The 22,994-nt window shown below is 57.9% G+C and carries 23 protein-coding genes, 1 tRNA gene and 1 pseudogene; 13 read left to right on the forward strand and 12 right to left on the reverse strand.

The genetic code is table 11. The annotated features are described in order from the left end of the window. Positions 1-30 precede the first annotated feature (30 nt). The 4 genes from gcvH to IGS75_RS06160 all read left to right on the forward strand — a co-directional run bounded on the left by gcvH (position 31) and on the right by IGS75_RS06160 (position 4,136). Positions 31-390, forward strand: a complete 360-nt coding sequence (gene gcvH, locus IGS75_RS06145) for a glycine cleavage system protein GcvH (protein ID WP_141353588.1) — start codon at positions 31-33, stop codon at positions 388-390. Between the two features lie 78 nt (positions 391-468). Further along, a complete protein-coding gene (gene gcvP / locus IGS75_RS06150) occupies positions 469-3,324 on the forward strand; it encodes an aminomethyl-transferring glycine dehydrogenase (protein WP_202257931.1) in 2,856 nt (951 codons plus the stop codon). 199 nt (positions 3,325-3,523) lie between these two features. Further along, positions 3,524-3,835 carry a putative quinol monooxygenase gene (locus IGS75_RS06155; protein ID WP_202257932.1) on the forward strand — a complete coding sequence of 104 codons (312 nt, stop codon included), beginning with the start codon at positions 3,524-3,526 and terminating at the stop codon, positions 3,833-3,835. 88 nt (positions 3,836-3,923) lie between these two features. Continuing rightward, complete coding sequence (locus tag IGS75_RS06160) at positions 3,924-4,136, forward strand: heavy-metal-associated domain-containing protein (protein ID WP_141353594.1); 213 nt, start codon at positions 3,924-3,926, stop codon at positions 4,134-4,136. Between the two features lie 24 nt (positions 4,137-4,160). Here the strand turns inward: IGS75_RS06160 and IGS75_RS06165 are convergent, their stop codons facing one another. Beyond that, positions 4,161-4,790 (reverse strand): trimeric intracellular cation channel family protein, encoded by a 630-nt coding sequence (locus IGS75_RS06165; protein ID WP_141353612.1) that lies wholly within the window; start codon positions 4,788-4,790, stop codon positions 4,161-4,163. Between the two features lie 85 nt (positions 4,791-4,875). Next, entirely contained in the window at positions 4,876-6,258 is a 1,383-nt protein-coding gene (gene glnA, locus IGS75_RS06170) for a type I glutamate--ammonia ligase (RefSeq protein ID WP_141353596.1), read from the reverse strand. Between the two features lie 346 nt (positions 6,259-6,604). Here glnA and IGS75_RS06175 point away from each other — a divergent pair, with 346 nt between their 5' ends. The 4 genes from IGS75_RS06175 (at position 6,605) to IGS75_RS06190 (ending at position 10,304) form a co-directional block, all read left to right on the forward strand. Then, positions 6,605-7,228, forward strand: a complete 624-nt coding sequence (locus tag IGS75_RS06175) for an HAAS signaling domain-containing protein (protein WP_202257933.1) — start codon at positions 6,605-6,607, stop codon at positions 7,226-7,228. Positions 7,229-7,348: 120 nt separating this feature from the next. Continuing rightward, positions 7,349-8,512 carry an aminotransferase gene (locus IGS75_RS06180; protein ID WP_202257934.1) on the forward strand — a complete coding sequence of 388 codons (1,164 nt, stop codon included), beginning with the start codon at positions 7,349-7,351 and terminating at the stop codon, positions 8,510-8,512. A 76-nt stretch (positions 8,513-8,588) separates the two neighbouring features. Next, complete coding sequence (tldD, locus tag IGS75_RS06185; RefSeq protein ID WP_202257935.1) at positions 8,589-10,052, forward strand: metalloprotease TldD; 1,464 nt, start codon at positions 8,589-8,591, stop codon at positions 10,050-10,052. Positions 10,053-10,094: 42 nt separating this feature from the next. Next, positions 10,095-10,304 carry a hypothetical protein gene (locus IGS75_RS06190; RefSeq protein ID WP_202258290.1) on the forward strand — a complete coding sequence of 70 codons (210 nt, stop codon included), beginning with the start codon at positions 10,095-10,097 and terminating at the stop codon, positions 10,302-10,304. Between the two features lie 7 nt (positions 10,305-10,311). Here IGS75_RS06190 and IGS75_RS06195 read toward each other — a convergent pair whose 3' ends face one another. Further along, a complete protein-coding gene (locus tag IGS75_RS06195) occupies positions 10,312-10,617 on the reverse strand; it encodes a YggT family protein (protein ID WP_202257936.1) in 306 nt (101 codons plus the stop codon). Between the two features lie 143 nt (positions 10,618-10,760). Between IGS75_RS06195 and IGS75_RS06200 the strand changes: the two genes are divergently transcribed. Together IGS75_RS06200 and IGS75_RS06205 are read left to right on the forward strand one after the other, a co-directional pair. After that, positions 10,761-10,836, forward strand: a tRNA-Ala gene (locus tag IGS75_RS06200). Positions 10,837-11,250: 414 nt separating this feature from the next. Further along, positions 11,251-13,758, forward strand: coding sequence for a glycosyltransferase family 2 protein (locus tag IGS75_RS06205; protein ID WP_202257937.1), 2,508 nt, complete (start codon positions 11,251-11,253; stop codon positions 13,756-13,758). Positions 13,759-13,786: 28 nt separating this feature from the next. Here IGS75_RS06205 and IGS75_RS06210 read toward each other — a convergent pair. The 9 genes and pseudogenes from IGS75_RS06210 to IGS75_RS06250 all read right to left on the reverse strand — a co-directional run bounded on the left by IGS75_RS06210 (position 13,787) and on the right by IGS75_RS06250 (position 21,322). After that, positions 13,787-14,538: pseudogene (locus IGS75_RS06210) on the reverse strand (IS5 family transposase). A 131-nt stretch (positions 14,539-14,669) separates the two neighbouring features. Further along, a complete protein-coding gene (locus IGS75_RS06215; RefSeq protein ID WP_202257938.1) occupies positions 14,670-16,322 on the reverse strand; it encodes an ArnT family glycosyltransferase in 1,653 nt (550 codons plus the stop codon). A 75-nt stretch (positions 16,323-16,397) separates the two neighbouring features. Further along, complete coding sequence (locus IGS75_RS06220) at positions 16,398-17,165, reverse strand: glycosyltransferase family 2 protein (RefSeq protein WP_202257939.1); 768 nt, start codon at positions 17,163-17,165, stop codon at positions 16,398-16,400. A gap of 4 nt (positions 17,166-17,169) precedes the next feature. Beyond that, positions 17,170-17,670 carry a F0F1 ATP synthase subunit B family protein gene (locus tag IGS75_RS06225; protein ID WP_141353215.1) on the reverse strand — a complete coding sequence of 167 codons (501 nt, stop codon included), beginning with the start codon at positions 17,668-17,670 and terminating at the stop codon, positions 17,170-17,172. Between the two features lie 10 nt (positions 17,671-17,680). After that, complete coding sequence (locus IGS75_RS06230; protein ID WP_141353199.1) at positions 17,681-18,241, reverse strand: F0F1 ATP synthase subunit B family protein; 561 nt, start codon at positions 18,239-18,241, stop codon at positions 17,681-17,683. Positions 18,242-18,249: 8 nt separating this feature from the next. Continuing rightward, positions 18,250-18,477: an ATP synthase subunit C family protein gene (locus tag IGS75_RS06235; RefSeq protein ID WP_024717170.1), complete on the reverse strand. Its 228-nt coding sequence runs from the start codon at positions 18,475-18,477 to the stop codon at positions 18,250-18,252. Between the two features lie 82 nt (positions 18,478-18,559). Continuing rightward, on the reverse strand, positions 18,560-19,309 hold the full coding sequence (locus IGS75_RS06240; protein ID WP_141353213.1) for a F0F1 ATP synthase subunit A: 750 nt from the start codon (positions 19,307-19,309) through the stop codon (positions 18,560-18,562). Then, entirely contained in the window at positions 19,287-19,655 is a 369-nt protein-coding gene (locus IGS75_RS06245; protein ID WP_141353197.1) for an AtpZ/AtpI family protein, read from the reverse strand. Before IGS75_RS06245 ends, IGS75_RS06240 begins: the two co-directional genes overlap by 23 nt. Before the next feature lie 143 nt (positions 19,656-19,798). Continuing rightward, complete coding sequence (locus IGS75_RS06250; protein ID WP_202257940.1) at positions 19,799-21,322, reverse strand: TSCPD domain-containing protein; 1,524 nt, start codon at positions 21,320-21,322, stop codon at positions 19,799-19,801. Positions 21,323-21,520: 198 nt separating this feature from the next. On the opposite strand from IGS75_RS06250, the gene mlaD reads away from it, so the two are divergent. Genes mlaD through IGS75_RS06265 form a run of 3 tightly spaced genes read left to right on the forward strand, consistent with a single transcriptional unit; the run spans position 21,521 to position 22,980 of the window. Further along, complete coding sequence (gene mlaD / locus IGS75_RS06255) at positions 21,521-22,045, forward strand: outer membrane lipid asymmetry maintenance protein MlaD (protein WP_202257941.1); 525 nt, start codon at positions 21,521-21,523, stop codon at positions 22,043-22,045. A gap of 3 nt (positions 22,046-22,048) precedes the next feature. Next, positions 22,049-22,291 (forward strand): hypothetical protein, encoded by a 243-nt coding sequence (locus tag IGS75_RS06260; RefSeq protein ID WP_202257942.1) that lies wholly within the window; start codon positions 22,049-22,051, stop codon positions 22,289-22,291. Beyond that, entirely contained in the window at positions 22,288-22,980 is a 693-nt protein-coding gene (locus IGS75_RS06265) for a DUF2155 domain-containing protein (RefSeq protein ID WP_202257943.1), read from the forward strand. Before IGS75_RS06260 ends, IGS75_RS06265 begins: the two co-directional genes overlap by 4 nt. Positions 22,981-22,994 lie beyond the last annotated feature (14 nt).

Here is a 22,994-nt window from a genome sequence, read left to right on the forward strand (position 1 = left end):
AGTCGAATTTCAGATCAGGAAAAAGCAGCAATGACGACTTATTATACGAAGTCCCATGAATGGATCCGCGTCGATGGCGAGCAGGCGACTGTCGGTATTACCGCACATGCCTCTGAAGAGCTGGGCGAGCTGGTGTTTGTTGAGGCCAAGGACGAGGGCACGGACGTTGCCGCTGGCGATGCGGCTGCCGTTGTCGAGTCCGTGAAGGCGGCGTCCGACATCTATGCGCCGGTTGCGGGTACGTTGGCGGGCTTCAACGAGGCGCTGTCCGATGATCCGACGCTGGTCGGCCGTGACGCAGAAGGCGAGGGCTGGATCTTCCGTATGACGGTTTCCAACCCGGACGACCTCAAGGGCCTGCTGACGGCCGAACAGTACAAAAGCCTCTGAGGCTTGCGGGGTCTGCGCTGGCAGGCCCCGTTTTTCTTTACATCCCGCCCCAAATTCCTGCCTCCGCTTTTCATGAAAATGCCAGAGAACTTGCCTGTGACGACCTTGTGGCCTGCCCAGACCGAAGATTTCAGTTCCCGCCATATCGGCCCGCGTCCTTCCGAAATCGGAGAGATGCTGCGTGTCGTTGGCGCGTCCAGCCTCGATGACCTGATCGCCCGGACTATTCCGGCCGCCATTCTCGATCGCGGGGATCACGGGATCGGTGCGGCCCTGACCGAGCAGGATGCGCTGGCGCGTCTGCGGCAGATCGCCTCGCGCAATCAGGTTCTGACGTCCATGATCGGGCAGGGTTATTACGACACGGTTCTGCCGCCGGTCATCCAGCGGAACATTCTGGAAAATCCGGCCTGGTACACGGCCTATACGCCGTATCAACCCGAAATCAGTCAGGGGCGTCTTGAGGCGCTGCTGAACTTCCAGACGCTGGTGGCAGATCTGACAGGGCTGGATATTGCCAACGCGTCCCTGCTGGACGAGGGCACGGCCTGTGCGGAAGCCATGGCGCTGGCGCAGCGCGTGGGCAAGTCCAAGGCGACGGCATTCTTTGTGGATGCTGACACGCACCCGCAGACGGTTGCTGTGATCCGCACACGCGCCGAGCCGCTGGGCTGGGATGTCGTGGTCGGTGATCCGGAGACGGATCTGGATGCGTCCTCCGTGTTTGGTGCGCTGCTGTCCTATCCGGGCTCTTCGGGGCAGGTGCGGGATCTGCGCGGCGTGATTGCGGCGCTGCATGAGAAGGGTGCGATTGCTGCTCTGGCCTGCGATCCGCTGGCTTTGGTGGTGCTGGAAAGTCCGGGTGCGCTCGGCGCAGATATCGCGATTGGCTCGATGCAGCGTTATGGCGTGCCAATGGGGGCCGGTGGCCCGCATGCGGGGTTCATGGCGACGCGCGATGCGTTCAAGCGGCACATGCCGGGTCGTCTGGTTGGTGTGTCGCGCGACAGTGCGGGCAAGCCGGCCTATCGTCTGGCGCTTCAGACGCGTGAGCAGCATATCCGCCGCGAAAAGGCGACGTCCAATATCTGCACTGCGCAGGCGCTGCTGGCGATCATCGCGTCCATGTATGCAGTCTATCACGGTCCGGAAGGGCTTAAGGCCATTGCGACGCGCACGCACCGGATGGCGGCGATCCTGTCCGCCGGGCTGAAGGCTCTGGGCGTGAGCGTCGAGACGGACGTGTTCTTCGATACGATTACCGTTCAGGTGGGTGCTGCTGCATCGCAGGTTCTGGCGCTGGCCGTGGCATCCGGCATCAATTTGCGTGATGCGGGGAATGGCCGGATCGGCGTGTCCTGTGACGAGACCACGACGCCGGAAACAATCCGCGCGGTCTGGGCGGCGTTCGCGGGTGAAGGCGCAGATCTCGCATCTGTCGAGCAGTCGCTCGATGTGACGGATGCGCTGCCGGAGAGCCTGTCCCGGACGGCTCCGCTGCTGACGCATCCTGTGTTCCATGCCCATCGTTCCGAAACGGATCTGCTACGCTACATGCGTGCGCTGGCGGACAAGGATCTGGCGCTGGACCGGACGATGATTCCGCTGGGCTCCTGCACAATGAAGCTTAATGCGACGGCGGAGATGATCCCTATCACATGGCCGGAATTCTCGCGGATTCATCCGTTCGCACCTGCCGATCAGGTTCAGGGGTATGCCGAACTGTTCGCGTATCTGGAGCGCACGCTCTGTGCGATCTCGGGGTATGACGCTGTCTCGCTTCAGCCGAATTCCGGCGCGCAGGGTGAATATGCCGGTCTTCTGGCGATTCGTGGCTATCACCGGGCGCGTGGGGACGAGAACCGCGACGTCTGCCTGATTCCGGCGTCTGCGCATGGGACTAATCCGGCTTCGGCGCAGATGGTCGGGATGCGAGTTGTCGTCGTGGCGTGTGACGAGAACGGCAATGTCGATGTCGAGGATCTGAAGGCGAAGATTGCGCAGCATGACGGGCGCGTGGCAGCCATCATGATCACCTATCCGTCCACGCATGGCGTGTTCGAGGAGCGGATTGTCGAGATCTGCGAGCTGGTTCATGCAGCCGGCGGTCAGGTCTATCTGGATGGTGCGAACCTCAATGCGCAGGTCGGTCTGGCGCGTCCGGGTCTGTATGGCGCCGATGTCTCGCATTTCAATCTGCACAAGACGTTCTGCATTCCGCATGGCGGTGGCGGTCCGGGCATGGGGCCGATCGGAGTGGGTAAGCACCTTGCGCCGTATCTGCCGGGACAGCATGGCATTGCGGTGTCCGCTGCGCCTTTCGGATCGGCATCCATTCTGCCGATTTCCGCGGCTTATATCATGATGATGGGCGACGAGGGCTTGCGTCAGGCGACGACGATGGCGATCCTGAATGCGAACTACATCGCATCGCGTCTGGAAGGGCACTACCCGGTTCTGTATCGCGGCACGAATGGCTTTACTGCGCATGAATGCATCGTGGATCTGCGCCCGCTGAAGGATGCGGTCGGTGTGACGGTGGATGATATCGCCAAGCGTCTGATCGACCATGGCTTCCATGCACCGACCGTCAGCTTCCCGGTGGCGGGGACGTTCATGATCGAGCCGACGGAATCCGAGGGGAAGGGCGAGTTGGATCGCTTCTGCGATGCGATGATCGCCATTCGGGCGGAGATTGCCGAAGTCGAAGCCGGGCATGTAGTGATGGAGGCCAGCCCGCTGCGCTTTGCGCCGCATACCACGGCGGATCTGGCGGGCACATGGGACCGGTCCTACAGCCGCGAGGAAGGATGCTTCCCCGGTGGTGTGGACACGTCGAAATACTGGTCGCCGGTCGGACGTCTGGACAATGCCTGGGGGGACCGGAACCTCGTCTGTTCCTGCCCGGATATTTCGACCTACGCGGAAGACTGAACGGGTTTTTTCAGTCTCATGTTGGGGAACAGGCGTCTTCCTTCGGGGAGGCGCCTTTTTGCTGTCTGCTTCTTTCGGATCGGATACCCGGTATGGGTTCTTTCTCGCAAAGGTGTGCGGTATGGTTTCACGTGAAACACTGCCCGTCTGCGGAAAGGTCGTGGTCGGGTAGGTGTCATTCTTGATGAGGAAGTTCCCGATGAGTCAGACGGTTCACATCACGGCTGTTGTCACGGTCGCGGCGGGCCATGCCGCAGCGGCAGAACACGCTTTTGCGGCCTGTATCGTGTCTTCACGCAAGGAAGAAGCCTGCCGCCAGTACGTTGTCAGCAGGGATATCGAAAAGACTGGCCGGCTGGTGGTTTCCGAAGTCTGGACTTCGGAAACCGGGTTCGAGGCGCATCTGGCGTCACCGCATTTCAAGGCTCTGGGGGAAGCACTTGGAAAACTGGATGCGCAGCTCGACATCATGAAAGTCCAGCCGCTGGACGATGCTGCGGACGCAGTCTGAAAAGACGGTTTTCATTTCTGCGGGAGTATGCCCCATTTCGGGGATCGACTGCTTTGCGGAGCAGCCTTTGAAAACAGGAGAGTCTCTTATGGTTTCGATGGTGACGTTCAAGGTTGACGGGATGTCGTGCAACGGATGTTCGGGAAAGCTGCAGTCTGCGCTGTCCAATGTTCCGGGGGTATCGTCGGCGGAGGTAACGCTCGATCCGGGGCTCGCTGTCATTCAGTACGATGAGCACAAAGTGACGCCAGTGGCGTTACAGCATGTTGTCGAAGATGTCGGGTTCGACGTTATCGCCTGACAAGCGTTTGAACGCGCCTGCCGCCTATCGTTTGTAATGCGGCAGGCCTAGTCCTTTGATGAGGGCTACGGCGCGCAGGCTGAAGCCAGCCACGACGGCAATCATGGCCGCAAGACTTGTATTGAGACCCAGCGCCGTCAGGGACACATAGGTTCCTGACGCCAGGGCGACGGCTGTGATGTACAGCTCCGGCCGGATGATGATGGATGGCACGCCTGCCAGCATATCCCGAAAAATGCCGCCCATGCAGGCACTGACGATCCCCATGAGAGCCGCTGGGATCAACGGGATGCCGTAAGCCAGCGCCTTGGCTGAGCCGAAGACGCCATAGGCGGCGATCCCAAGACCGTCAAACCATTCCACTGCGCGGGCTGGCCAGAAGCGGGTCGGGGTAAACCAGACGGCAATGGCGGATAGCAGGCAGGCTGTAATCGGGACGGAGGTGTGCATCCAGAAGACCGGCGCGCCAATCAGTAGATCCCGTACCGTTCCGCCGCCAACACCTGTAATTGCGGCAAAGAACATGAACGTCACGATGGTCAGGCGTGCACGTGCGGCTTCGATCGCGCCGGAAATCGCGAACACGATCGTGCCTGCGATGTCGAGGACGGGCAGGGCGGAGGAGGAGAAGGCCTGAAGGGCGGGAGGGATCATCGGGCCATTTTGAAGTGGTAGGGTGAAAACAGAAAAGCCCGGCACGAAGGCCGGGCTTTCCGTTGAGACGATGTTCTGACCCGGATCAGACCGAGTAGTACATCTCGAACTCTGCCGGATGCGGCGTGTGTTCGAACTTGTAAACTTCCGGCCACTTGATGTCGATGTAGCTTTCGATCTGGTCCTTGGTGAAGACGCCGCCTTCGAGAAGGAATGCGTGGTCTTCCTTAAGGGCTTCGAGAGCCTCACGGAGCGAACCGCAGACTGTCGGGATCTGAGCCAGTTCTTCCTTGGGCAGCTCGTACAGATCCTTGTCCATGGCATCGCCCGGGTGGATCTTGTTGCGGATGCCGTCGAGGCCGGCCATCAGCATGGCGGCGAATGCGAGATATGGGTTGGCGGTCGGGTCCGGGAAGCGGACTTCAACGCGCTTAGCCTTCGGGTTTGTCGCATGCGGGATACGACACGAAGCCGAACGGTTCGCAGCGGAATAGGCCAGAAGCACGGGGGCTTCGAAGCCCGGGATCAGGCGCTTGTAAGAGTTGGTGGACGGGTTCGTGAAGGCGTTCAGGGCCTTCGCGTGTTTGATGATGCCACCGATGTAGAATAGCGCGTCTTCAGAGAGGTCGGCATACTTGTCGCCAGCGAAAGTCGGCTTGCCGTCCTTCCAGATGGACTGGTGGACATGCATGCCCGAGCCGTTGTCGCCTGCGATCGGCTTCGGCATGAACGTGGCCGTCTTGCCGTAGGAATGGGCGACGTTGTGCACGCAGTACTTGTAGATCTGCATGAAGTCGGCTGACTTCACGAGCGTGTCGAACTTCGTGCCGAGCTCGTGCTGCGACTGTGCGACTTCGTGGTGATGCTTCTCGATCGGCAGACCCATTTCGCCCATCGTGGAGAGCATTTCGGCGCGCAGGTCGTTCTCGCTGTCCACGGGTGGGACCGGGAAGTAGCCACCCTTGACGACAGGGCGATGGCCCATGTTGCCTTCCGGATAGGCCTTAAGGGAAGAGCCGGGGCCTTCGATGCTGTCGAGCTGGTACATGCCGAAATTCGGGCCTGTGCCGAACTGCACGTTGTCGAAGATGAAGAACTCGGCTTCCGGACCGAAGAACGCCGTGTCACCGAAGCCGGCCTCCTTGAGGTAGGCTTCTGCGAGCTTGGCGGTTGAGCGCGGGTCGCGATTGTAGAAGTTGCCCGTCTTCGGATCGATGATGTCGCAGAACAGGATCAGCTGCGGCTTGGCGGAGAACGGGTCCATGACGGCCGTTTCCGGATCCGGAAGCAGGACCATGTCGGACTCGTTGATGGCCTTCCAGCCCTGGATCGAAGAGCCATCGAACATGAAGCCTTCAACGAAGGTATCGTCTTCGATGGTCGAAACCGTCTGGGTCGTGTGGTGCCACTTGCCCTTGGGGTCCGTAAAGCGCAGATCGACGAATTCCGCCGCGTGCTCCTGGATCATCTCGAAGACGCGGGCAACGGCCTGCGGGTTCGGGGCGGGCGGCTTGCCGGTTGCTGCGGGAGCAGCCTTGGGGGCTGCAGCCTTCGAGGTACGGCGCGCCGGAGCGGCCTTCGGTTTCGCGGTAGTGGAAGTGGGGGCTTTCTTGGCCATCGATCTGTCGCCTTGCATCGTGTAAACGGCTGCAAAACGATTAAGCGACAAATGCCCGTCTGTCGAGTATGGGAAATTACGCCATTCTGCGGATTTATGATTGAATCTTTCGGAAGCGAACCTGGGTTTTCCAGATCTGGTCCGGAACTTGCATGTAAAGAGAGTAGTGAGACTCTTTTTGGGAAATATCCTCTTGATGCCTGCTTCCTTATCTCCGGATGGCCTGAAAGACAGTGATCTGCTTTCCCTGCCGGTCGAACGTTACCTGCACGAATTCCGGGGCGGACTGCTCAGCCTGCCAGAGAGTGAGCGGGATCTGATTGTCGCTGAAGTGCGGGCCCAGGTCGCGGCGCAGGCCCGGCTGGGGGAAAGGGCGGCACTGGCGCTGCTGGAAAGGATGGGAAAGCCGGACAGGCTCGCCGCACGCTTTACGATCCGGCATGAGCTGTCCGTTGGTGTGCAGCAGTCGAATCCCTTTGGTCTGTTTTGGGTTCTTCTGCGGCTGGCTGCGGGGAGTCTGCTGGCGTTTGTTGGCGGATTTGTCGTGATCGCGTTTGGGCTGACGGGGCTTATGCTCGCGGCGATGCCCGTGCTGCGGCTCTTTGTCCCGCAGGATCTTTTCATGGTGGACGACAACCCGTTCTCGATCACTGTTACGACGGATGGTGTGCCCAGGAATGGCATCCCGCTTTCCTGGGGATATGCGATCCTCTGTTGCGGTGTCGGCATCGTCCTTGTCGTGCTGGCGATGCTTCTTTTGCGGGGGCTGGGGCAGCTTCTGTTGCGGGACATGCGCCGTAAAACGCAGGAGTTGGACTGAGGAGCAGGAAGACGGGATTTCCATTATGGAACGAAAGGGGAGTGCGAGAGGCTTTTCAGCTCTCCTTCAGCCTGCGATGGTGCAGGGCTTTTTGTTTTCCGTCAGTTCTGGAATCCGTTGATGAAAACGCCCAATCAGTATCTTGCGAGCCTTCCGACAACCATCTTCACGATTATGTCACAGCTTGCCATGAAGCATGGGGCGATCAATCTCGGGCAGGGGTTTCCGGATACGGAAGGGCCGCAGGACATCATTCAGGTTGCGGAGGAGGCGCTGCGCGACGGGCGCAACCAGTATGCGCCGCTAACTGGCCTGCCGGAACTGCGTGAGGCTGTGGCGGCGTCTAATCGGCGTTTCTATGGGCTTGAGGTCGACCCTGCGACGGAAGTTGTCGTGACGTCTGGCGCGACGGAAGCTCTGGCAGCGTGTCTGATGGCGGTCGTGGAGCCGGGAGATGAGGTGGTGGTAATCGAGCCGCTTTATGACACCTATCTGCCGGCTCTGAAGCTTTTGGGGGCGGTGCCGCGCTGTGTGCGGCTTGCGCCGCCGCACTGGTCCGTGCCGGAGGCGGAGCTTCGGGCCGCGTTTGGTCCGAAGACCAAGGCGATCATGCTCAATTCACCGATGAACCCGTCCGGGAAGGTGTTTGTCCGCGAGGAGCTTGAGCTGATTGCGGAACTGGTCCGGGAACATGATGCCTATGCGATCTGTGACGAGGTTTACGAGCATCTGACGTTTCACGTGAAACACCTCCCGCTGATGACGCTGCCGGGGATGCGCGAGCGGTGCATGCGGATCGGGAGTGCGGGCAAGAGTTTCTCCCTGACGGGATGGAAGGTCGGCTATGTGACGGCACCGGCGGCGCTGGCCTCGGTGGTGGCGAAAGCGCATCAGGTGATGGTGTTTGCGACAGCTCCGAACCTTCAGCGGGCTGTGGCTTACGGGCTGAACAAAGATGACAGCTATTACCAAGGGCTGTCGACGCAGATGAAAACGCAGCGGGATCTGCTACGTGACGGGTTACACCGGCTGGGCTTCGAGACGCTGCCCGCGGATGGGAGCTATTTCATCGTTGCGGATATTTCTCGCCATGCAGCCGGGCGAAATGATGTGGAATTCGCGCGCTGGCTGGTGGAACATGCGGGGGTCGCGACGATCCCGGTTTCGGCTTTCTATGACCCGCAGGGGGATGCCGCACCGCAGAATCTGATTCGGTTCGCGTTTTGCAAAAAGCCAGAGATCATGCAGGAGGCCTTGAAACGGCTGGAAAAGGCCCTTTCTTAAAAGCCCCGTGTTGTGATCCGCTCTGTGTTCAATCTGTCTGCCGGGAAAGCCGGTCTGTTCTGTCTGGAGATTTCTCATGTCTGTTGCAGCTGATGCTCTGGGCGCTCTTGCTACGACCGATGCCCTCTTTTTCGGCCGGCCTGATTCAAAGTTGACTCGTGACGATGCCCGGGCGCTCGTCAATCGGGGGCTTGATGGTGTGGATGACGGCGAGCTGTTCCTTGAATACCGGGAGAATGAAAGCATCAGCCTGGATGACGGGACGATCCGTTCGGCGAGCTTCAACACGTCTTCGGGGTTCGGGCTGCGGGCCGTTCTGGGGACGGAGACGGCTTTTGCGCATGCGGACGATATCAGCCGGAATGCTCTGGAGCGGGCTGTCAGTACGGTGGGTGCCGTGCGGCAGGGACGCAGCGGCATCATGGCGCCGGGACCCCAGGCGACGAACCAGCGGCTTTATGGCGACTCCCGCCCGCTTGAAGGAACGGATTTTGCAGCGCGTGCAGCAGTTCTGAGCGAGATCGATACCTATGCGCGGAGTCTGGATTCCCGGGTGGTGCAGGTCAGTGCTGTACTGAGTTCTGAATGGCAGGCCGTTCAGATCATGCGGCGCGCGGACTCCGGCGGCGATGTGGCGGATCTGCGCCCGTTGGTGCGGATGAATGTGTCCGTCGTTGTGGAAAAGGACGGTCAGCGCGAAAGCGGAAGCTGTGGTCTGGGGGGGCGCTATGAACTGGACCGGCTGCTGGCTCCAGAAACGTGGCGCGATACAGTCGACAAGGCCCTGAAACAGGCCCTTATTACGCTGGAAGCTGCCCCGGCGCCCGCAGGAGAAATGGATGTGGTGCTTGGTCCGGGATGGCCGGGCATTCTGCTGCATGAGGCCGTCGGGCACGGGCTGGAGGGCGATTTCAACCGTAAGGGGACCTCGTCCTTTTCCGGGATGATCGGCAAGCGTGTGGCGTCTTCAGGCGTGACTGTGGTCGATGATGGAACGCTTCCAGAGCGTCGCGGCTCGTTGAGTGTTGATGATGAGGGAACACCGACGTCTCGGACCGTTCTGATCGAGGACGGGATTCTGACCGGTTATCTTCAGGACCGGTTGAATGCCCGTCTGATGGGGACGAAATCCACCGGGAACGGACGCCGGGAGTCCTATGCTCACGCACCTATGCCGCGCATGACCAATACGCTCATGCTGGAAGGAAATGCGACCACCGATGAGATGATTCGTTCGATGAAGCGCGGGCTTTATGCCGTTAATTTCGGCGGCGGCCAGGTGGATATCACGTCGGGAAAATTCGTGTTTGCGGCTTCGGAAGCCTATCTGGTCGAGGATGGAAAAATGATCCGTCCGGTCAAGGGGGCTACGTTGATCGGCAATGGGGCGGATGCGATGAACCAGATCTCTATGATCGGGTCCGATGTGGCGCTGGATCCTGGCATTGGAACCTGTGGGAAGGCTGGTCAGGGCGTGCCGGTGGGTGTTGGGCAGCCGACCCTGAAGATTTCAGGTCTGACGGTGGGGGGAACGGCCTGATCTGGAAACGCCAGGCCGCTCGAGAGGCGAAAGTTATTCGTGATGGGTCATAATTACGCCAAGCCCTTGACGGCTGAAGCTCGTATGGAGCGGGTTTTGTCCCGTCTGCCAGTGGACTGGGCTGTAAAAATCGAGCGTCAGCCGGGAACGGGATGGTCGGTTTGGATGCAGCGCCCGGATGAGACGCTGCATCAGGAGACGCGGGATACGTTGGTTGAAGCGCTAGAAGAGGTGTGGCGCGTCCTTAGATAGGCCGTTTTCAGAAGTTGTTATGCGTTGCGAGCATGAAGAAGATCCTGTTGACGGCCGGGTAGACCAGAAACTGGATCAGTAGCAGAACGACCATTGGCGCAAAATCCATGCCGCCCGTGTTGGGAAGGATGCTGCGGATCGGAGCCATGACAGGTTCTACGATCCGGGCCAGCGTGTTGAAAATGGAGTAGAAAAACCGGTTGCGGATATCCAGGATCCCGAAACCCAGCAGCATCGACAGGATGCAGTACGCCAGCAAAATCCATACAAAAGCCTGGATCAGCATCAGGATAATGGAATGCAGGGCAACCATATAAAAACCTCGTCGAATGTCGGAAAGAGTAGCCGAAAGGCCGATTGAGGAACGCTTGTAGTCATAGCGATAGCACAGAACAACGTCTTGCGTGCAGGGCTGCTTGACAGTCTGCGAGAAGAAGAGAACTATTGTTTTACCGTGGGGCTGTAGCTCAGATGGGAGAGCGCCTCGTTCGCAATGAGGAGGTCAGGGGTTCGATTCCCCTCAGCTCCACCAGGGTTTTCGTTTATCGTAAAATAAGGATAAGACTGAATTATTTCTCCTATAGTAGTGGAGATCAAAACCTGTATTTTCAGGGGATGTAGTCTCTTGAGAATGGGTGTGTTTTGGTTGGTCTGCTTTTGCGGATAATAGAATGCTCTACCAAAAACATAATCAATAGAAATAATATACTCACTTAAAGAAATATTTCACAATTCAATATATTAATGATATGAATTGCCGCTAATAATACCCAAACCATAATATTTAATTAATATAATGACCTTCTTGAATATTATTTTATAGCGGCGTCTTTTCCTTTTTTATTTAAATTAGATAAATATCTCTATTTATAGAAAATTTCTCGCAGTATACTTTATTTTCAGCTAGGGATTATTTGAGTGATTTTTGTAAGGTGGATGTGTTAGAATGTCTAAAGCGGTAGAAAATCGAACAGCTTTAGTTCAGTTCCAAGGACATTTTGACGGTCTGGAAGATGGTGTCGTCCGAGGGTGGGCGACATGTAATTTGGAAAAATTTTCTCCTGTAAAAATTCATATAATCATTGATGGGCAGGAAGTCGGAATGGCGATTGCCGATTTGCCTCGTGCAGACATTCAGGCAATGCTTTCGCTACCGACCGCCAACCTGGGTTTCAGTTTCCAAATACCATCAAGTTACTTTAACGGTGAAAAACATACGCTGTCATTGCGTCTGGATGACCGTTCTGCTCTGCCACTTTTATCCGACGGTGTGACCTCGATCACATTTTCCGGCCATCTCAGGCCTTCTTATAAAAGTCATGTCGACGGCGTGAAACAGGGTGCACTTCGCGGTTGGGTGCTGCGCAAGTCGCGAGATGGTGAAGAGACCGGTGGTGTAGTGCTATCAATTCTCGTCGATGGTATTCGGATCGGACAGATACGCGCAAACCGTTATCGTGGGGATGTTGCTGCCGTCTTGGGGTGTGATCCCAATTGCGGGTTTGAGTTTCCTATCCCGCAGGCATTAAGAGGAAGTCGTCAGCATACAGTCAAAGTTTTGGCTCAGCCGGATGATATAGAGCTCGATGGTTGTCCAATAGTAACGTCTTTTGCGGATGATGCTTTTGAAAGCCGGATTATCGACGTTACCAACGAACTCGATGAAATTTACAGGCGCATGGCGAAGCTCCGGCAGGAGCTTCGTGATCTCGTTCCCAAACGTTCCTATACGTTGGGAGACTATGATCGATGGGCACGTAAATATTATACTCTTCTGGGAAAACGAATGGTTGAACAGCGCGTTTATGAAGAAAAAAATAGCGTATTCACGCCGCTTGTCTCAATTCTTTGCCCTGTCTATCGCCCGCTTGAAAGTGATTTCAAGGCAGCCGTCCAATCTGTTCTTGATCAGACTTATCAGAATTGGGAGCTTATCCTCGTTGACGATGCGGGTAAAAGTCACGAAATAACGAAAATCATCAATAATTTTACCAAAAGTGATTCACGCATCCAATGTATTACCCTGAAGAAGAATGTAGGGATTGCTGGCGCTACAAATGTAGCCATGGATGCTGCCAAAGGTCAGTATGTTGCCTTCTTTGATCATGATGATCTTTTGGTAGATGTCGCTATTGAAGTCATGGTTCGAGCGGCACGCGAAACCGGAGCCAAGCTTCTTTATTCGGATGAGGATAAAATCGATCAGGCTGGGTATTACCTGGAACCCAATCTTAAACCTGATTTCAACTATCGTTATCTTCTTGGTTGCAACTATATATGTCATTTAACGATGGTAGATGCTGCGACAATGCAGAAGATTGGGCATCTTAATTCCGATTATAACGGAGCGCAGGACCATGATTTCGTACTGAAAGCAACGGAAATCCTTAGTCCATCAGAAATTTTTCATGTGCCTGAAATTCTTTACCATTGGCGCAAAACCCCCAATTCCACAGCTGTGGATGTGAGCCAGAAAACTTACGCGATCAATGCCGGCGTAAAATGTGTGGCCGATCATCTCAAGCGGCAGAAAATCGCCTCCACGGTTTCGTCCATCCGCGGACTGACGCTTTATGGTGTAGAATGGACCTCGCGTACCCATCCGTCAGTAACTATTATCATTCCTTTTAAAGATCAGCTGGATACGACGCTTACCTGCGTCGAAAATATCCTCAAACATACAGTTTATAAGAACTACAATATTGTTTTAATCGATAATTGGTCGGTACGTGATGAGACGCTTGATTTTATCAAAAAAATTCAGAAGCATAAAAATGTTTCCGTTATAACGGTAGAAGAACCATTTAATTTTTCGCGACTGAACAATATCGCTGTAGCTCAGACTAGATCTGATTATGTCGTATTCATGAATAACGACGTGTTTGTGGAGGACCCAAAGTGGTTACAGCGCATGGTTGGAGAAGCTCAGGCATTTAAAGATGTCGGAGCTGTTGGTGCCAAACTGCTTTACCCTAATGATACGATTCAGCATGCCGGTGTAGTTGTGGGGCCGGCTGGTGTGGCAGCTCATGTGCATCGGGGTGATCCGCTATCAGAATATGGATATATTGGCCGCACGATGCTTTCGCACGAAGTAACAGCCGTTACGGCGGCGCTTATGCTGGTAAGACGTACTATTTTTGATGAGGTCGGCGGTTTCGATGAAGAAGCGTTGAAAGTCGCTTTCAATGATGTTGATCTATGTTTGAAAATTCGTCGGGCTGGATACCGTATTATCTTTTCTGCAGAGACGATTGCTTATCATCACGAGAGTCTGTCTCGTGGAACTGATGATAAGCCTGAACATGAAACGCGTTTTTTCTTGGAAACTCAGACTATGCTCGAACGCTGGAGTTCAGATCCGCTGTTTGAACGCGATCCATCTTATCCGCGCTATTTTACTGTTGACCAACAGACATTCTTTAATTTGGTCGATCCTGAAGAGCTTCCATAATTTCAGAAAATCATATTAGGCTCAGGACTCATAGCCAGAAGATGACGGTTGCGGCGAGGCAGACGGCTGAGAAGAAGGCGGTCGGGCATCTGTCGTAGCGTGTTGCGACCCGCCGCCAGTCCTTGAGCCTTCCGAACATAATCTCGATGCGATTGCGTCTTTTGTATTTCCGTTTGTCGTATTTGGTTGGCTTTCCGCGGGATCTCCGTCCTGGAATATGGGGCTTTATGTCTTTCTCTTCCAGAGCGTCCCTGAACCAGTCGGCGTCATACCCGCGATCTCCCAGCATCCACTGTGCCATAGGAAGGCTGTCCAGCAGAGCAGCGGCACCGGTGTAATCACTGACCTATCCCGCCGTCATGAAAAAGCTCAGCGGTCGTCCGTTCTGGTCACTGACCGCATGCAGCTTGGTATTCATACCGCCTTTGGTGCGACCGATCAGACGGCCTGGAGCCCCTTTTTTTTAGCCGCAGACTTGAAGCCGTCCGGTGCGCCTTGAGATACGTCGCATCAGTCATGATGGTCAGGGGCTCGGCCTTGGCAGCAGATAAGCCGTTCATCATCCGCATGAAAATACCTATGTCGCCCCAGCGCTGCCAACGGTTGTACAGCGTCTTGTGGGGGCCGTATTCCCGGGGCGCATCACGCCAGCGCATCCCATTGCGGTTCGCGAAAATGATCCCGCTCAACACGCGAAGCTCATCAACACGGGGTCTACCGTGGCTCTTTGGGCCGCAGACGATCCATCTGTTCATCTGTCAGCCAAAACAGGTCGCTAATTTCCAGTCTCCTCGCAGGGCCTGAATCAGATTTCTACAATCAAATCAATAGGTCCTGAGCCTAACCAGAACCGGACGAATCGAATTACACAGGACGCGTCAAAAATAGAGGGTTTTTCGAATTCTCCGGATTTATAGGGGTGAAAATAATTCTAAAATAAGATGATGCCCATTTGAATAATTTAGTCCTTTTATTTGGTTATACTTGACAACATTTATTCCAAATTTTTTCAGGGCAGACATAAAGGTATTTTTGTCTTTGAGGCCGATCAGCGCCAAGCTGCATTGGGGATGGTCGTGCAGATATGCGGCTGCGGCTGCGGGGCCAATGAGTTGTGTATTGGGGCCGGCGAGAAAGACCAGGCTCGGCTCGGAATAGGATGACGATATCAAAACACTGTCATTGCAGGGGCGAATATCTTCGAAGAGGTCTACAATCCGGGGGCTGAGACGGATGGTCTGAAGATTGGGGATCACGCTCAGGAACAAGCCGGCATGGGCAATGACGGCTGCTCCCATGGCGCAGAAGGTTGCTTGTTGTCGCTGCTGCTTCATGAGCATTACGATGGCGCCGAGCATCAGGGGTAGGGATCCTCCCAGCGCGATCAGGGCGGAGAGTGTGAACGTGTGCTCAAGTCTGTAGAGGGCGATGCTGCCGGCAAGGCAGAAGCCAATGCCGATGACTGCCCACAGAACGCCATAGACCCCGAGAAGAGCCTTTGCCCATCGTGAGAGTGTAGGAGGGCACCATGTCATGAGGCTTGCGGCAGTGAGGATGGCAATCGCCGGATAGGTTGGCAGGACGTAATGCGGGAGTTTGGTGGCGATCAGTTCGAACACCAGCCAGTGCGGGACGATCCAGCTGAGGAGGAAGCGGACCTGCGGGAGTTTGCGGTTTTGCCAGACTGCCGGAATGGCCATGGCAGCGAACAGCGAACCAGGCCAGAAGGCTAGTCCGAAAACCAGCAGATGGAAGCCAGGAGGGAGGCCATGCGCTTCTTGACCATGGGCTACTTTGCCTAGGAAGTTGCGTCCAACCGCTCGGGCGAAGAAGTCCCCACCGCTGATGATCTCTATGGCGACGCACCAGGGAACAACCACGGCAACCATGAGTAGCCAGCCCCAGCGTGGGCGCAGGCGAGACCACCATGAGCGGTTTTTTTCCAGTAGCCACAGGGCCAGCGGTGTGCCGAAGCCCGGAATGAGGACGACCGGGCCTTTGAGCATGAGGCCAATGCCCAAAGCAAGCCAGTAGGCGACTGCGACGCGAAGATGAGTGGGGCGGTTTTTTTGTCGATCAGTGAGAGCGCACAGAAGGGCGGCTTCGATGCACAGGATGTCCAGCAGCAGGACTGTGTCGATGGTCGCCATGTGGCTTTCGGCGACGAACAACGTCGAAACCATCAGTAGGCCTGCCGCCATCAAGCCCGTAGTGCCCCCAAAGAGAGTTGCGCCGATCCAGGCAGTCAGGGGGACAATGATGGTTGCGGCGAGGAGGCTCGGAATTCGATAGGGCCATGTCTTGCGCAAAACTGAGGGACCGAAGATTTTCTCGGCGGCGGCGGTCGAGGCCGCTTCCAGCCAGTAGATTCCAGCCGGTTGGAGATAGCGTGGTTTGTCCTGAAAACGGACGTCGATGAAGTTGTGGGAGAGAAGCATCTGTTCGGATGCTTCCATATAGCGGGGTTCGTCTCGATCGAGGGGCGGGAGCGTCATGCGACCGGGGAGCGCGAGCAGAAAGGCCAACAGCCCGAGAAGAGCATAATGCCGGAGGTTCAGGGTCATGGGGACTCTCCGCGCCGTTCTGTCAGGCCGGGCATGCGGCATGATTCCGGAAGGTCCGGATCCCGTGTGACGGCTTCAGTGTTCGGTCAGATGATTGGGCAGGTGCGTGCGGTTCTGGAGCCACATGACGCCCAGGAGGTCACGGATACCAACGAGAGCTCGGTTGAAATTGGTATATTTCGAGCTGCCATGTAGTCGGGCGCGGTGCTGCACTTCGATACAGATCAGCGGGGCGCCGTAATGTCCCAGTAATGCAGGCAGAAAACGATGGACGCCTTCGAACTGAGGAATTTTCAGGAAGAGGTCGCGCGGGAAGAGCTTGAGCGGCGCGCCTGTATCGGGGCAGCCATCGTTCAGGAGACGACGGCGCAGTCCGTTTGCGAAGCGCGTAGCAAGCCGGCGAGACAGGCGGTCGTTGCGTTTGCGGCGGACGCCGACCACCAGAGGCTGGACTCTTGGAGTCGATGTCGCACGTTCCAGCATTCTCAGGATGGCAGAAGGGTCATCCTGTCCGTCGCCGTCAATGGTGGCGATCCAGTGTCCGTTGGCAGCGGTAATGCCTGTTCGGAGGGCGGCTGATTTTCCGAGGCGCTTCGGGTGGCTGATGATGCGCAGGCGGGGCAGGATCGTCTGGCGTGCTTCCAGAAGCTTTCTGACGGTGACGTCGGTGCTGCCGTCATCAATAGCCAGAATTTCTATTGAAGAGTCGGCAGCGAAAGTTTCAGCCAACTCCTGACAGACGGGGAGGATATTGTCCGCTTCGTTCAGAACGGCCATGACGACGGAGAGCCTTGTGGGCTGTCCGTCGTCATGAAAGGAACCTTGCACCTTGGAGGTGGGCATCGGATCAGGCAGCGGAGCGCCGAAGGGCTTCCGGCAGGCTGTTGATGCTCTGGTCGAGCAGGCTGGATGCGATGTCAGGGCTTTCCGTCAGACGGGTCGACACGACCTCACGGGCTGCGGCGACCGCGATCTGAGTAGCGCGATCCTGAATTTCACGGATGGCCGAGCGTTCGGCTGCGTGAATCCGATCCTGCGCCATCTTCTCGTAGCGGGCTGCGGCGGCTTCAGCGTCCTTGCGGGCGCGTTCTGCCAGACCGGCGGCTTCGGCCTCGGAGCGTGCAAGCATGGCCTGTGTTTCGGCCAGGGTCTTTTCTCGCTCGCGGGTGGCATCTTCCAGCATTTGCTCGGCTTCGCGGCGCAGGCGGGCTGCTTCATCGAGGTCGTTACGGACGTTTGTCGCGCGGGCATCCAGGTGGCTGGTGATGGCGATCCAGAGCTTGCGTCCGAAAATGACGAAGAACAGGACGAAGGCGAGGGCGGTCCAGAACCGGGGATCGTGGAACATCATCGTCTCCTTAGGCGCTGACGCGTTTGACGGCGCTGGCGACAGTCTGTTCGTCCTGCGTGCCGATCAGACGCGCAACCAGATCCTGTGTGGTGCTGGTGGCGATCTCGGACAGGCTGGAAAGGGCCTCTTCACGGGACTGGGTGATTCGGGTCTCGGCGTTTGCGATCTCGGATTCAAGACGCTTGGCCGTTTCCGCAGCGTGAGCATCCGCGCTGGCGCGGGCTTCGCTCTGGATCCGCTCCACATGGGCGCGGGCCTGCTCGGCTGCTTCATGACGGGCACTGAGGAGTTCCGCGCTGGCGCGGTCGGCCTCGGCTTTAGCCTTGCGGGCAACATCCAGATCGCTCTGGATACGGGTCCGACGGTTGCTCAGAACCCGTTCGACACGCGGCAGCGCGAAGCGGCTCAGGCTGAGATAGAAGCCGCCGAAAATGACGGCTCCCCAAACGACCTGTCCGATCAGCAGCGGATCGTGAAAGTTCAGCTGTGGCATGCCCGCAGCCACGGCACGGCCCGGCACGGCCGCAAGCGGAGCGGCGAACAGGAAGAGGCGTGGCGTACGGTACATGTTCGACCTCAGGCGAACAGGATCAGGAACGCGATCAGCAGGGCGAAAAGCGCGACAGCTTCCGTCAGCGCAAAGCCCAGCATGCCGATGCCGAAGACATGCGGACGCGAAGCCGGGTTGCGGGCAACCGAGCTGATCAGCGTGGAGAAGATGTTGCCGAGACCCATGCCGACACCGGCGAGGGCGAAAACGGCAATACCGGCACCGAGGTCACGGGCGGCCTGGGCGATGCTGATGCCGAATTCGTGAGCGGCTTGAACGTCCATTGTCAGGTTCCTTGTTGGGTCGATTAAAGGGTTAGTGCGAAGCTGGTGTGGCTCAGTGAGCGACGGCCTCACGCAGATAGATGCAGGTGAGGATGGCGAACACATAGGCCTGCAGCACGCCCACCAGCAGTTCGAGGGCCGTCAGCGCGATGTTGATCGCGATCGGGGCGATGGCCAGAACATGGCCGAATGCGCCCAGACCGGCGAGCATGATCGTGAAGCCGGCAAACACTTCCAGGAGCACGTGACCCGCCACCATGTTGGCGAAAAGTCGGATCGACAGGCTGACCGGACGCGAAAGGAAAGAGATGAGCTCGATCGGCACCAGCAGCGGAGCAAGCCAGACAGGCGTTCCAGCGGGCAGGAAGTGCTTAAGGAAGCCCACACCCTGAAAACGGATGGAAGCAAGGATCGAGATGACGAACACCATGATGGCCAGACCGAAGGTCACGGCGATGTGGCTGGTGTACGTGAAAGAGAAGGGCAACAGACCGAGGTAGTTGCCAGCCAGGATGAAGAAGAAAATCGCAAAGACGAACGGGAAGAACGTCGCGCCATTTTCGCCGATCGTACTGACGGCGAGGTCATGCACGAAGTCATAGCTGATTTCTGCGGCGGCCTGAAGGCGACCCGGCACCACGGCGGCAGGACGCATTCCGACATACAGGAAGACGAGAACGATGGCGACGGCGATCAGCATGAACAGCGGTGACTGCGAGAACCGCAGGGCTTCTCCCAGATGCCCGAGAACCGGATGGAGCTCGAACTGTCCGAGCGCGTCAATCGTCGATCCGGCTGCCACGCTGGCTTCTCCCGTCATCTTTCGGTCCGGACACCATGCCCGAATCCTTCAAAACCCGCCAGACATTCAACATGCCGGCGCCACATCCTGCCAGGGCGAATACGGACAGGAACAAAGCCTTGTATCCGAACCAGTGGCCCAAGGCGTAGCCTATGGCTACACCGACTGCGAGTCCGGCTACAAGGTCCGTTCCCACGCGGACCGCCACTCCAAGGGATGACATTGAACTGTCACCATTACCCTCGTCGGTTACGGCGAATTCCCCTGAGCGGGGATCGAGCTTCTGACGGGCACGCCTCAGGCGTTCGTCGAAGTCTTCGTCGTCACCGGCAGGGGCGTGTCCCATGAGGTCTGATCCCTTACCCTGTACGCATCCTTCTTACCCGGTCGTTCAACCGGATTCCTTCTCAGCGCAGGCGCTAGCTACCGGCGAGTCCGTTGACTGTCAATGTATTCTGCTCGCTGGAGCCATCGAAACCGCTTTTCATCCTAGCTGACTAGTTTCAGACGGCGTCCGCGGTCCTTCCATTCCGGGCTTTCGCCGGAGCTACGTCCGAAGGGTAGCATGGGAGCTGGATCTTCCGAATTGGGTTCGATGCGGGGGGCATCCGGCATGTGCTTGCCCAGATAGGCTTCCGATAGAGTGCGGAAGGCATAATCGAGCATTGAGGTCGCGTATGCCGTAGACGGATCGCCCTCTACAGTGCCTGCAGGTCCGAAGCGCGTATAGGCGAATCGCTCCACAAAGGCCTCCAGCGGGGCGCCATATTGCAGGCCGATGCTGACAGCGTGGCCGAGGCAGTCCATCAGTCCGCGGGCCATAGGGCTTTCTCGGGGCGGGGTAAGGCTGATCTCGCCGAGTGTGCCGTCTTCGAATTCGCTGGTTCGCATGAAAAGACTGTGACCACCCACAGCCGCGCGCTGGGTGAAGCCGGTTTGCCGCATCGGGAGCGGGCGACGTACGCCACGGGCCAGCTTGGCCTGCAGGTCCGCCAGATCGGGTTCCGGCATCGCCGGCACGAAGTCTACGGCATTCTTGATGGCGGCGTGCATGGTAGCCTGAGCCTGCGGATGGGCGGGCGGGAGCGGGGTCTCGCCCGCCAGCGCAAGTGCCAGGGCGGATTCGGGTGTCAGGCCCCGGCAGGCCAGCCGGGCCAACGTGGATGCACGCAAATGTCCATCTTCGCGCAGTGGCGAAAAGGCCGGGGCGAGGCCGCAGGTTTCAACACCCAGCAGCCTTTCGGTGGGGGCTGGAGAGGAAAATCCGGTTTCAATCGGGCAGAAATGCAGCACTTCATCGGTAACGCAGACCGAGGATGCGATGGTTCGCAGTCCAAGCAGGGGTGATTCCGGGATGGACGGCGGGGACAGTTTTGTTCCGGTGCGAGCAACTGTGGTGGCGAGCGCGGCTATGGCGCAGGCCGCGTTGCGGGCGTCGTCACTGTCATAGTCCAGGCCGAGGGCCGCCAGGCAGGCATCGAGATCGGTCAGGAGAATGAGGCCTGCGGCTTCGTCTTCAGGTTGGGCGGGTAGATCGAACAGGGGCAGCTCACCTGTGCGTTCGATCCGGGTCGCGGCATGAAGGCGGCGCAAAGCATCGCAGGCCAGGCGCAGACAGGCAACGAAATGCTCGGCGGCGAAGCCGGTCTCCTGCACGAAGCTGGACAGGCGGATGGTGAAGCCGGGCGTCTGGTCGGGCTGGCACTGCCATAGCGCGGTATTAGGTGCCATCTGTTGCATCAGCAAAAGATAGGACAGGCTCCGGCCCGGCGATGGCGTGTTGGCTGGGGTGCCGGGAAGGGGCGGGCACGCATCGATCGTGTCTACCCAACGCGCTGCCTCTGCGGCAAGTCTGACCGGCCCACCATTCAGGGTGATCTGGGCGAGGGCCTGCGCGGCCTCGTCATCCCAGGCGGCAGGAAGGGTGACGGAGCGCAGGGAGCTGTCGTCGGGGTCGGTCATGACCTGAAGCGTCCTCATGCGAACGCCGGTCCAGTGAAGGCGAGCTGTCATGTTGCGAATCTACGCCCTGCACCTATGGGCCCGTAAGTCGGAAAAAGGCCTGCGGAAAGCCCCTAATGGGCGGGAATGTGGGGATATGGGGGATAACATTCTTCCGGAGGCTGCTGAGTGACGATTTCCGCGGGAGGATTGGACGCGCGAAGCGGAGTCGGGTAGTGCTGAAAAGATGATTTTCACGAGGGTATCGTCATGAGCGCTGTCACGGTCCGTCATGACCGGCTGGAGCTTCTGGCCGGGTTCGCTGTCCTTGCCTGTCTTGCGGGTCTTCTGGTCGCGGCAATGGTCGGACATCATCGGAGCGATGACGGGGGCTACCCTGTCCATGCCTCCTTCAGTCAGATCGACGGCTTGACGGTCGGGTCAGACGTGCGGCTTGCTGGCATTACTGTGGGGCATGTGACCGGGGCTGTGGTCGATCCCAAGAGCTTTCAGGCCCAAGTGACGTTTACACTCGCGCCAGATGTAAAGCTGCCGACGGATTCAGCTGCGATTGTGACGTCTGACAGTCTGCTGGGCGGGAAGTACATCGCGCTGTCTCCAGGCGGAGCGGATTCGGTCGTGAAGCCGGGTGGTGTCATGACCGAGACGCAGGGCTCCATTAGTTTGGAACAACTTCTGAGCAAGTTCATTTTCTCTGTGACGGATTCGCTGCAGAAGAGCCAGAAGGTTGCTGCAGGAAAGCCGGTTGCAGGCAGCCTGACGGATGAGCCTTGAGGCATGACGGATACGCACAAAAATGCGTTTCTGTGGGTCGACCATGAGGGCAATCCCGTGTCCTGTGCGGAGAAGGTCCAGATCCTGCGGGAAAACGATACCGAACTGCGTCAGGCCCTGCAGGATGTGTTTGATGACGGGGTTCTGATGGGGGTTTCACCTCAGGCGATGCTGCAGACGTTTCAGGCCATGCTGTCCGATCTGAAGAGCCCGTTCCAAGGTGGGACTCAGGAGAAAGAGTCATGATGAAACTTTGGTCGGGCCGGGTTCTGCTGCCGTGTAGGGGGGGCGCAATGATTCTGCTTTGCGGGATTTCGGGCGCGCAGGCCGCAACAGGTGTGGCGCCCCCGGCGATGTATCCGGCGACAACCTGGCAGGGGCAATCGCAGGCTGTGGTGCGCGTGTTGGACCGGCTGGATGCTCATCTGGAACTTCTCACGATTCCCGTGGGCGGGAGCGTGACCTATCATAGTCTTTCCGTGGGTGTTGAAGCTTGTGTCAGCCGGCCGCAGACGCTGGTCGCAGATGCCGGAGCCCTGCTGCATCTTAAGGACAGCAGCGATCCGCAGCGGCCGCCTTTCGATGGGTGGATGTTGGCTCAGGAGCCTTCTGTCGCAACTTATGGCAGCCCTTTATACGATGTGCGCGTTGTCTCCTGTGCGGGAGCGCTGACGGTACCTCAGGCGGGCCCTCTGCCTGAGGTGAAGGCGCCCGTGCTCGCCAGTGCGGAGGTTCCGGTGGAAGAAGGCGGCGATGCTCCGGCATCGCAGCCCGGTTCTGCCTCAGGCGGTCCTGTACCGCTTGCTCCGGACAGTCATAATCCCATTCCGCTCGCGCCTCCCAGCGGTGCGGCGCCGTCCCTTGCTCCGGCTATGCCTCCGCAGTCTTCGGGACAGTCCCTGTCACCTCCCGAGGCCGATCCCGGTCTCGAATAAGGTGGGATGGGGCG

The organism is Gluconobacter sphaericus (assembly GCF_016757795.1).
In the GTDB taxonomy this organism is placed as follows: Bacteria; Pseudomonadota; Alphaproteobacteria; order Acetobacterales; family Acetobacteraceae; genus Gluconobacter; species Gluconobacter sphaericus.

Coding starts and splice junctions, on each gene's coding strand:
- IGS75_RS06215 (WP_202257938.1), bottom strand. CDS start 16,322: ATGACCCTGAACCTCCGGCATTATGCTCTTCTCGGGCTGTTGGCCTTT.
- IGS75_RS06190 (WP_202258290.1), top strand. CDS start 10,095: ATGGGTCATAATTACGCCAAGCCCTTGACGGCTGAAGCTCGTATGGAG.
- IGS75_RS06195 (WP_202257936.1), bottom strand. CDS start 10,617: ATGGTTGCCCTGCATTCCATTATCCTGATGCTGATCCAGGCTTTTGTA.
- IGS75_RS06250 (WP_202257940.1), bottom strand. CDS start 21,322: ATGACAGCTCGCCTTCACTGGACCGGCGTTCGCATGAGGACGCTTCAG.
- IGS75_RS06230 (WP_141353199.1), bottom strand. CDS start 18,241: ATGTACCGTACGCCACGCCTCTTCCTGTTCGCCGCTCCGCTTGCGGCC.
- gcvH (WP_141353588.1), top strand. CDS start 31: ATGACGACTTATTATACGAAGTCCCATGAATGGATCCGCGTCGATGGC.
- IGS75_RS06155 (WP_202257932.1), top strand. CDS start 3,524: ATGAGTCAGACGGTTCACATCACGGCTGTTGTCACGGTCGCGGCGGGC.
- IGS75_RS06245 (WP_141353197.1), bottom strand. CDS start 19,655: ATGGGACACGCCCCTGCCGGTGACGACGAAGACTTCGACGAACGCCTG.
- IGS75_RS06220 (WP_202257939.1), bottom strand. CDS start 17,165: ATGCCCACCTCCAAGGTGCAAGGTTCCTTTCATGACGACGGACAGCCC.
- IGS75_RS06225 (WP_141353215.1), bottom strand. CDS start 17,670: ATGTTCCACGATCCCCGGTTCTGGACCGCCCTCGCCTTCGTCCTGTTC.
- tldD (WP_202257935.1), top strand. CDS start 8,589: ATGTCTGTTGCAGCTGATGCTCTGGGCGCTCTTGCTACGACCGATGCC.
- IGS75_RS06175 (WP_202257933.1), top strand. CDS start 6,605: ATGCCTGCTTCCTTATCTCCGGATGGCCTGAAAGACAGTGATCTGCTT.
- mlaD (WP_202257941.1), top strand. CDS start 21,521: ATGAGCGCTGTCACGGTCCGTCATGACCGGCTGGAGCTTCTGGCCGGG.
- IGS75_RS06160 (WP_141353594.1), top strand. CDS start 3,924: ATGGTTTCGATGGTGACGTTCAAGGTTGACGGGATGTCGTGCAACGGA.
- IGS75_RS06260 (WP_202257942.1), top strand. CDS start 22,049: ATGACGGATACGCACAAAAATGCGTTTCTGTGGGTCGACCATGAGGGC.
- IGS75_RS06180 (WP_202257934.1), top strand. CDS start 7,349: ATGAAAACGCCCAATCAGTATCTTGCGAGCCTTCCGACAACCATCTTC.
- IGS75_RS06265 (WP_202257943.1), top strand. CDS start 22,288: ATGATGAAACTTTGGTCGGGCCGGGTTCTGCTGCCGTGTAGGGGGGGC.
- glnA (WP_141353596.1), bottom strand. CDS start 6,258: ATGATCCAGGAGCACGCGGCGGAATTCGTCGATCTGCGCTTTACGGAC.
- gcvP (WP_202257931.1), top strand. CDS start 469: ATGCCAGAGAACTTGCCTGTGACGACCTTGTGGCCTGCCCAGACCGAA.
- IGS75_RS06165 (WP_141353612.1), bottom strand. CDS start 4,790: ATGATCCCTCCCGCCCTTCAGGCCTTCTCCTCCTCCGCCCTGCCCGTC.
- IGS75_RS06205 (WP_202257937.1), top strand. CDS start 11,251: ATGTCTAAAGCGGTAGAAAATCGAACAGCTTTAGTTCAGTTCCAAGGA.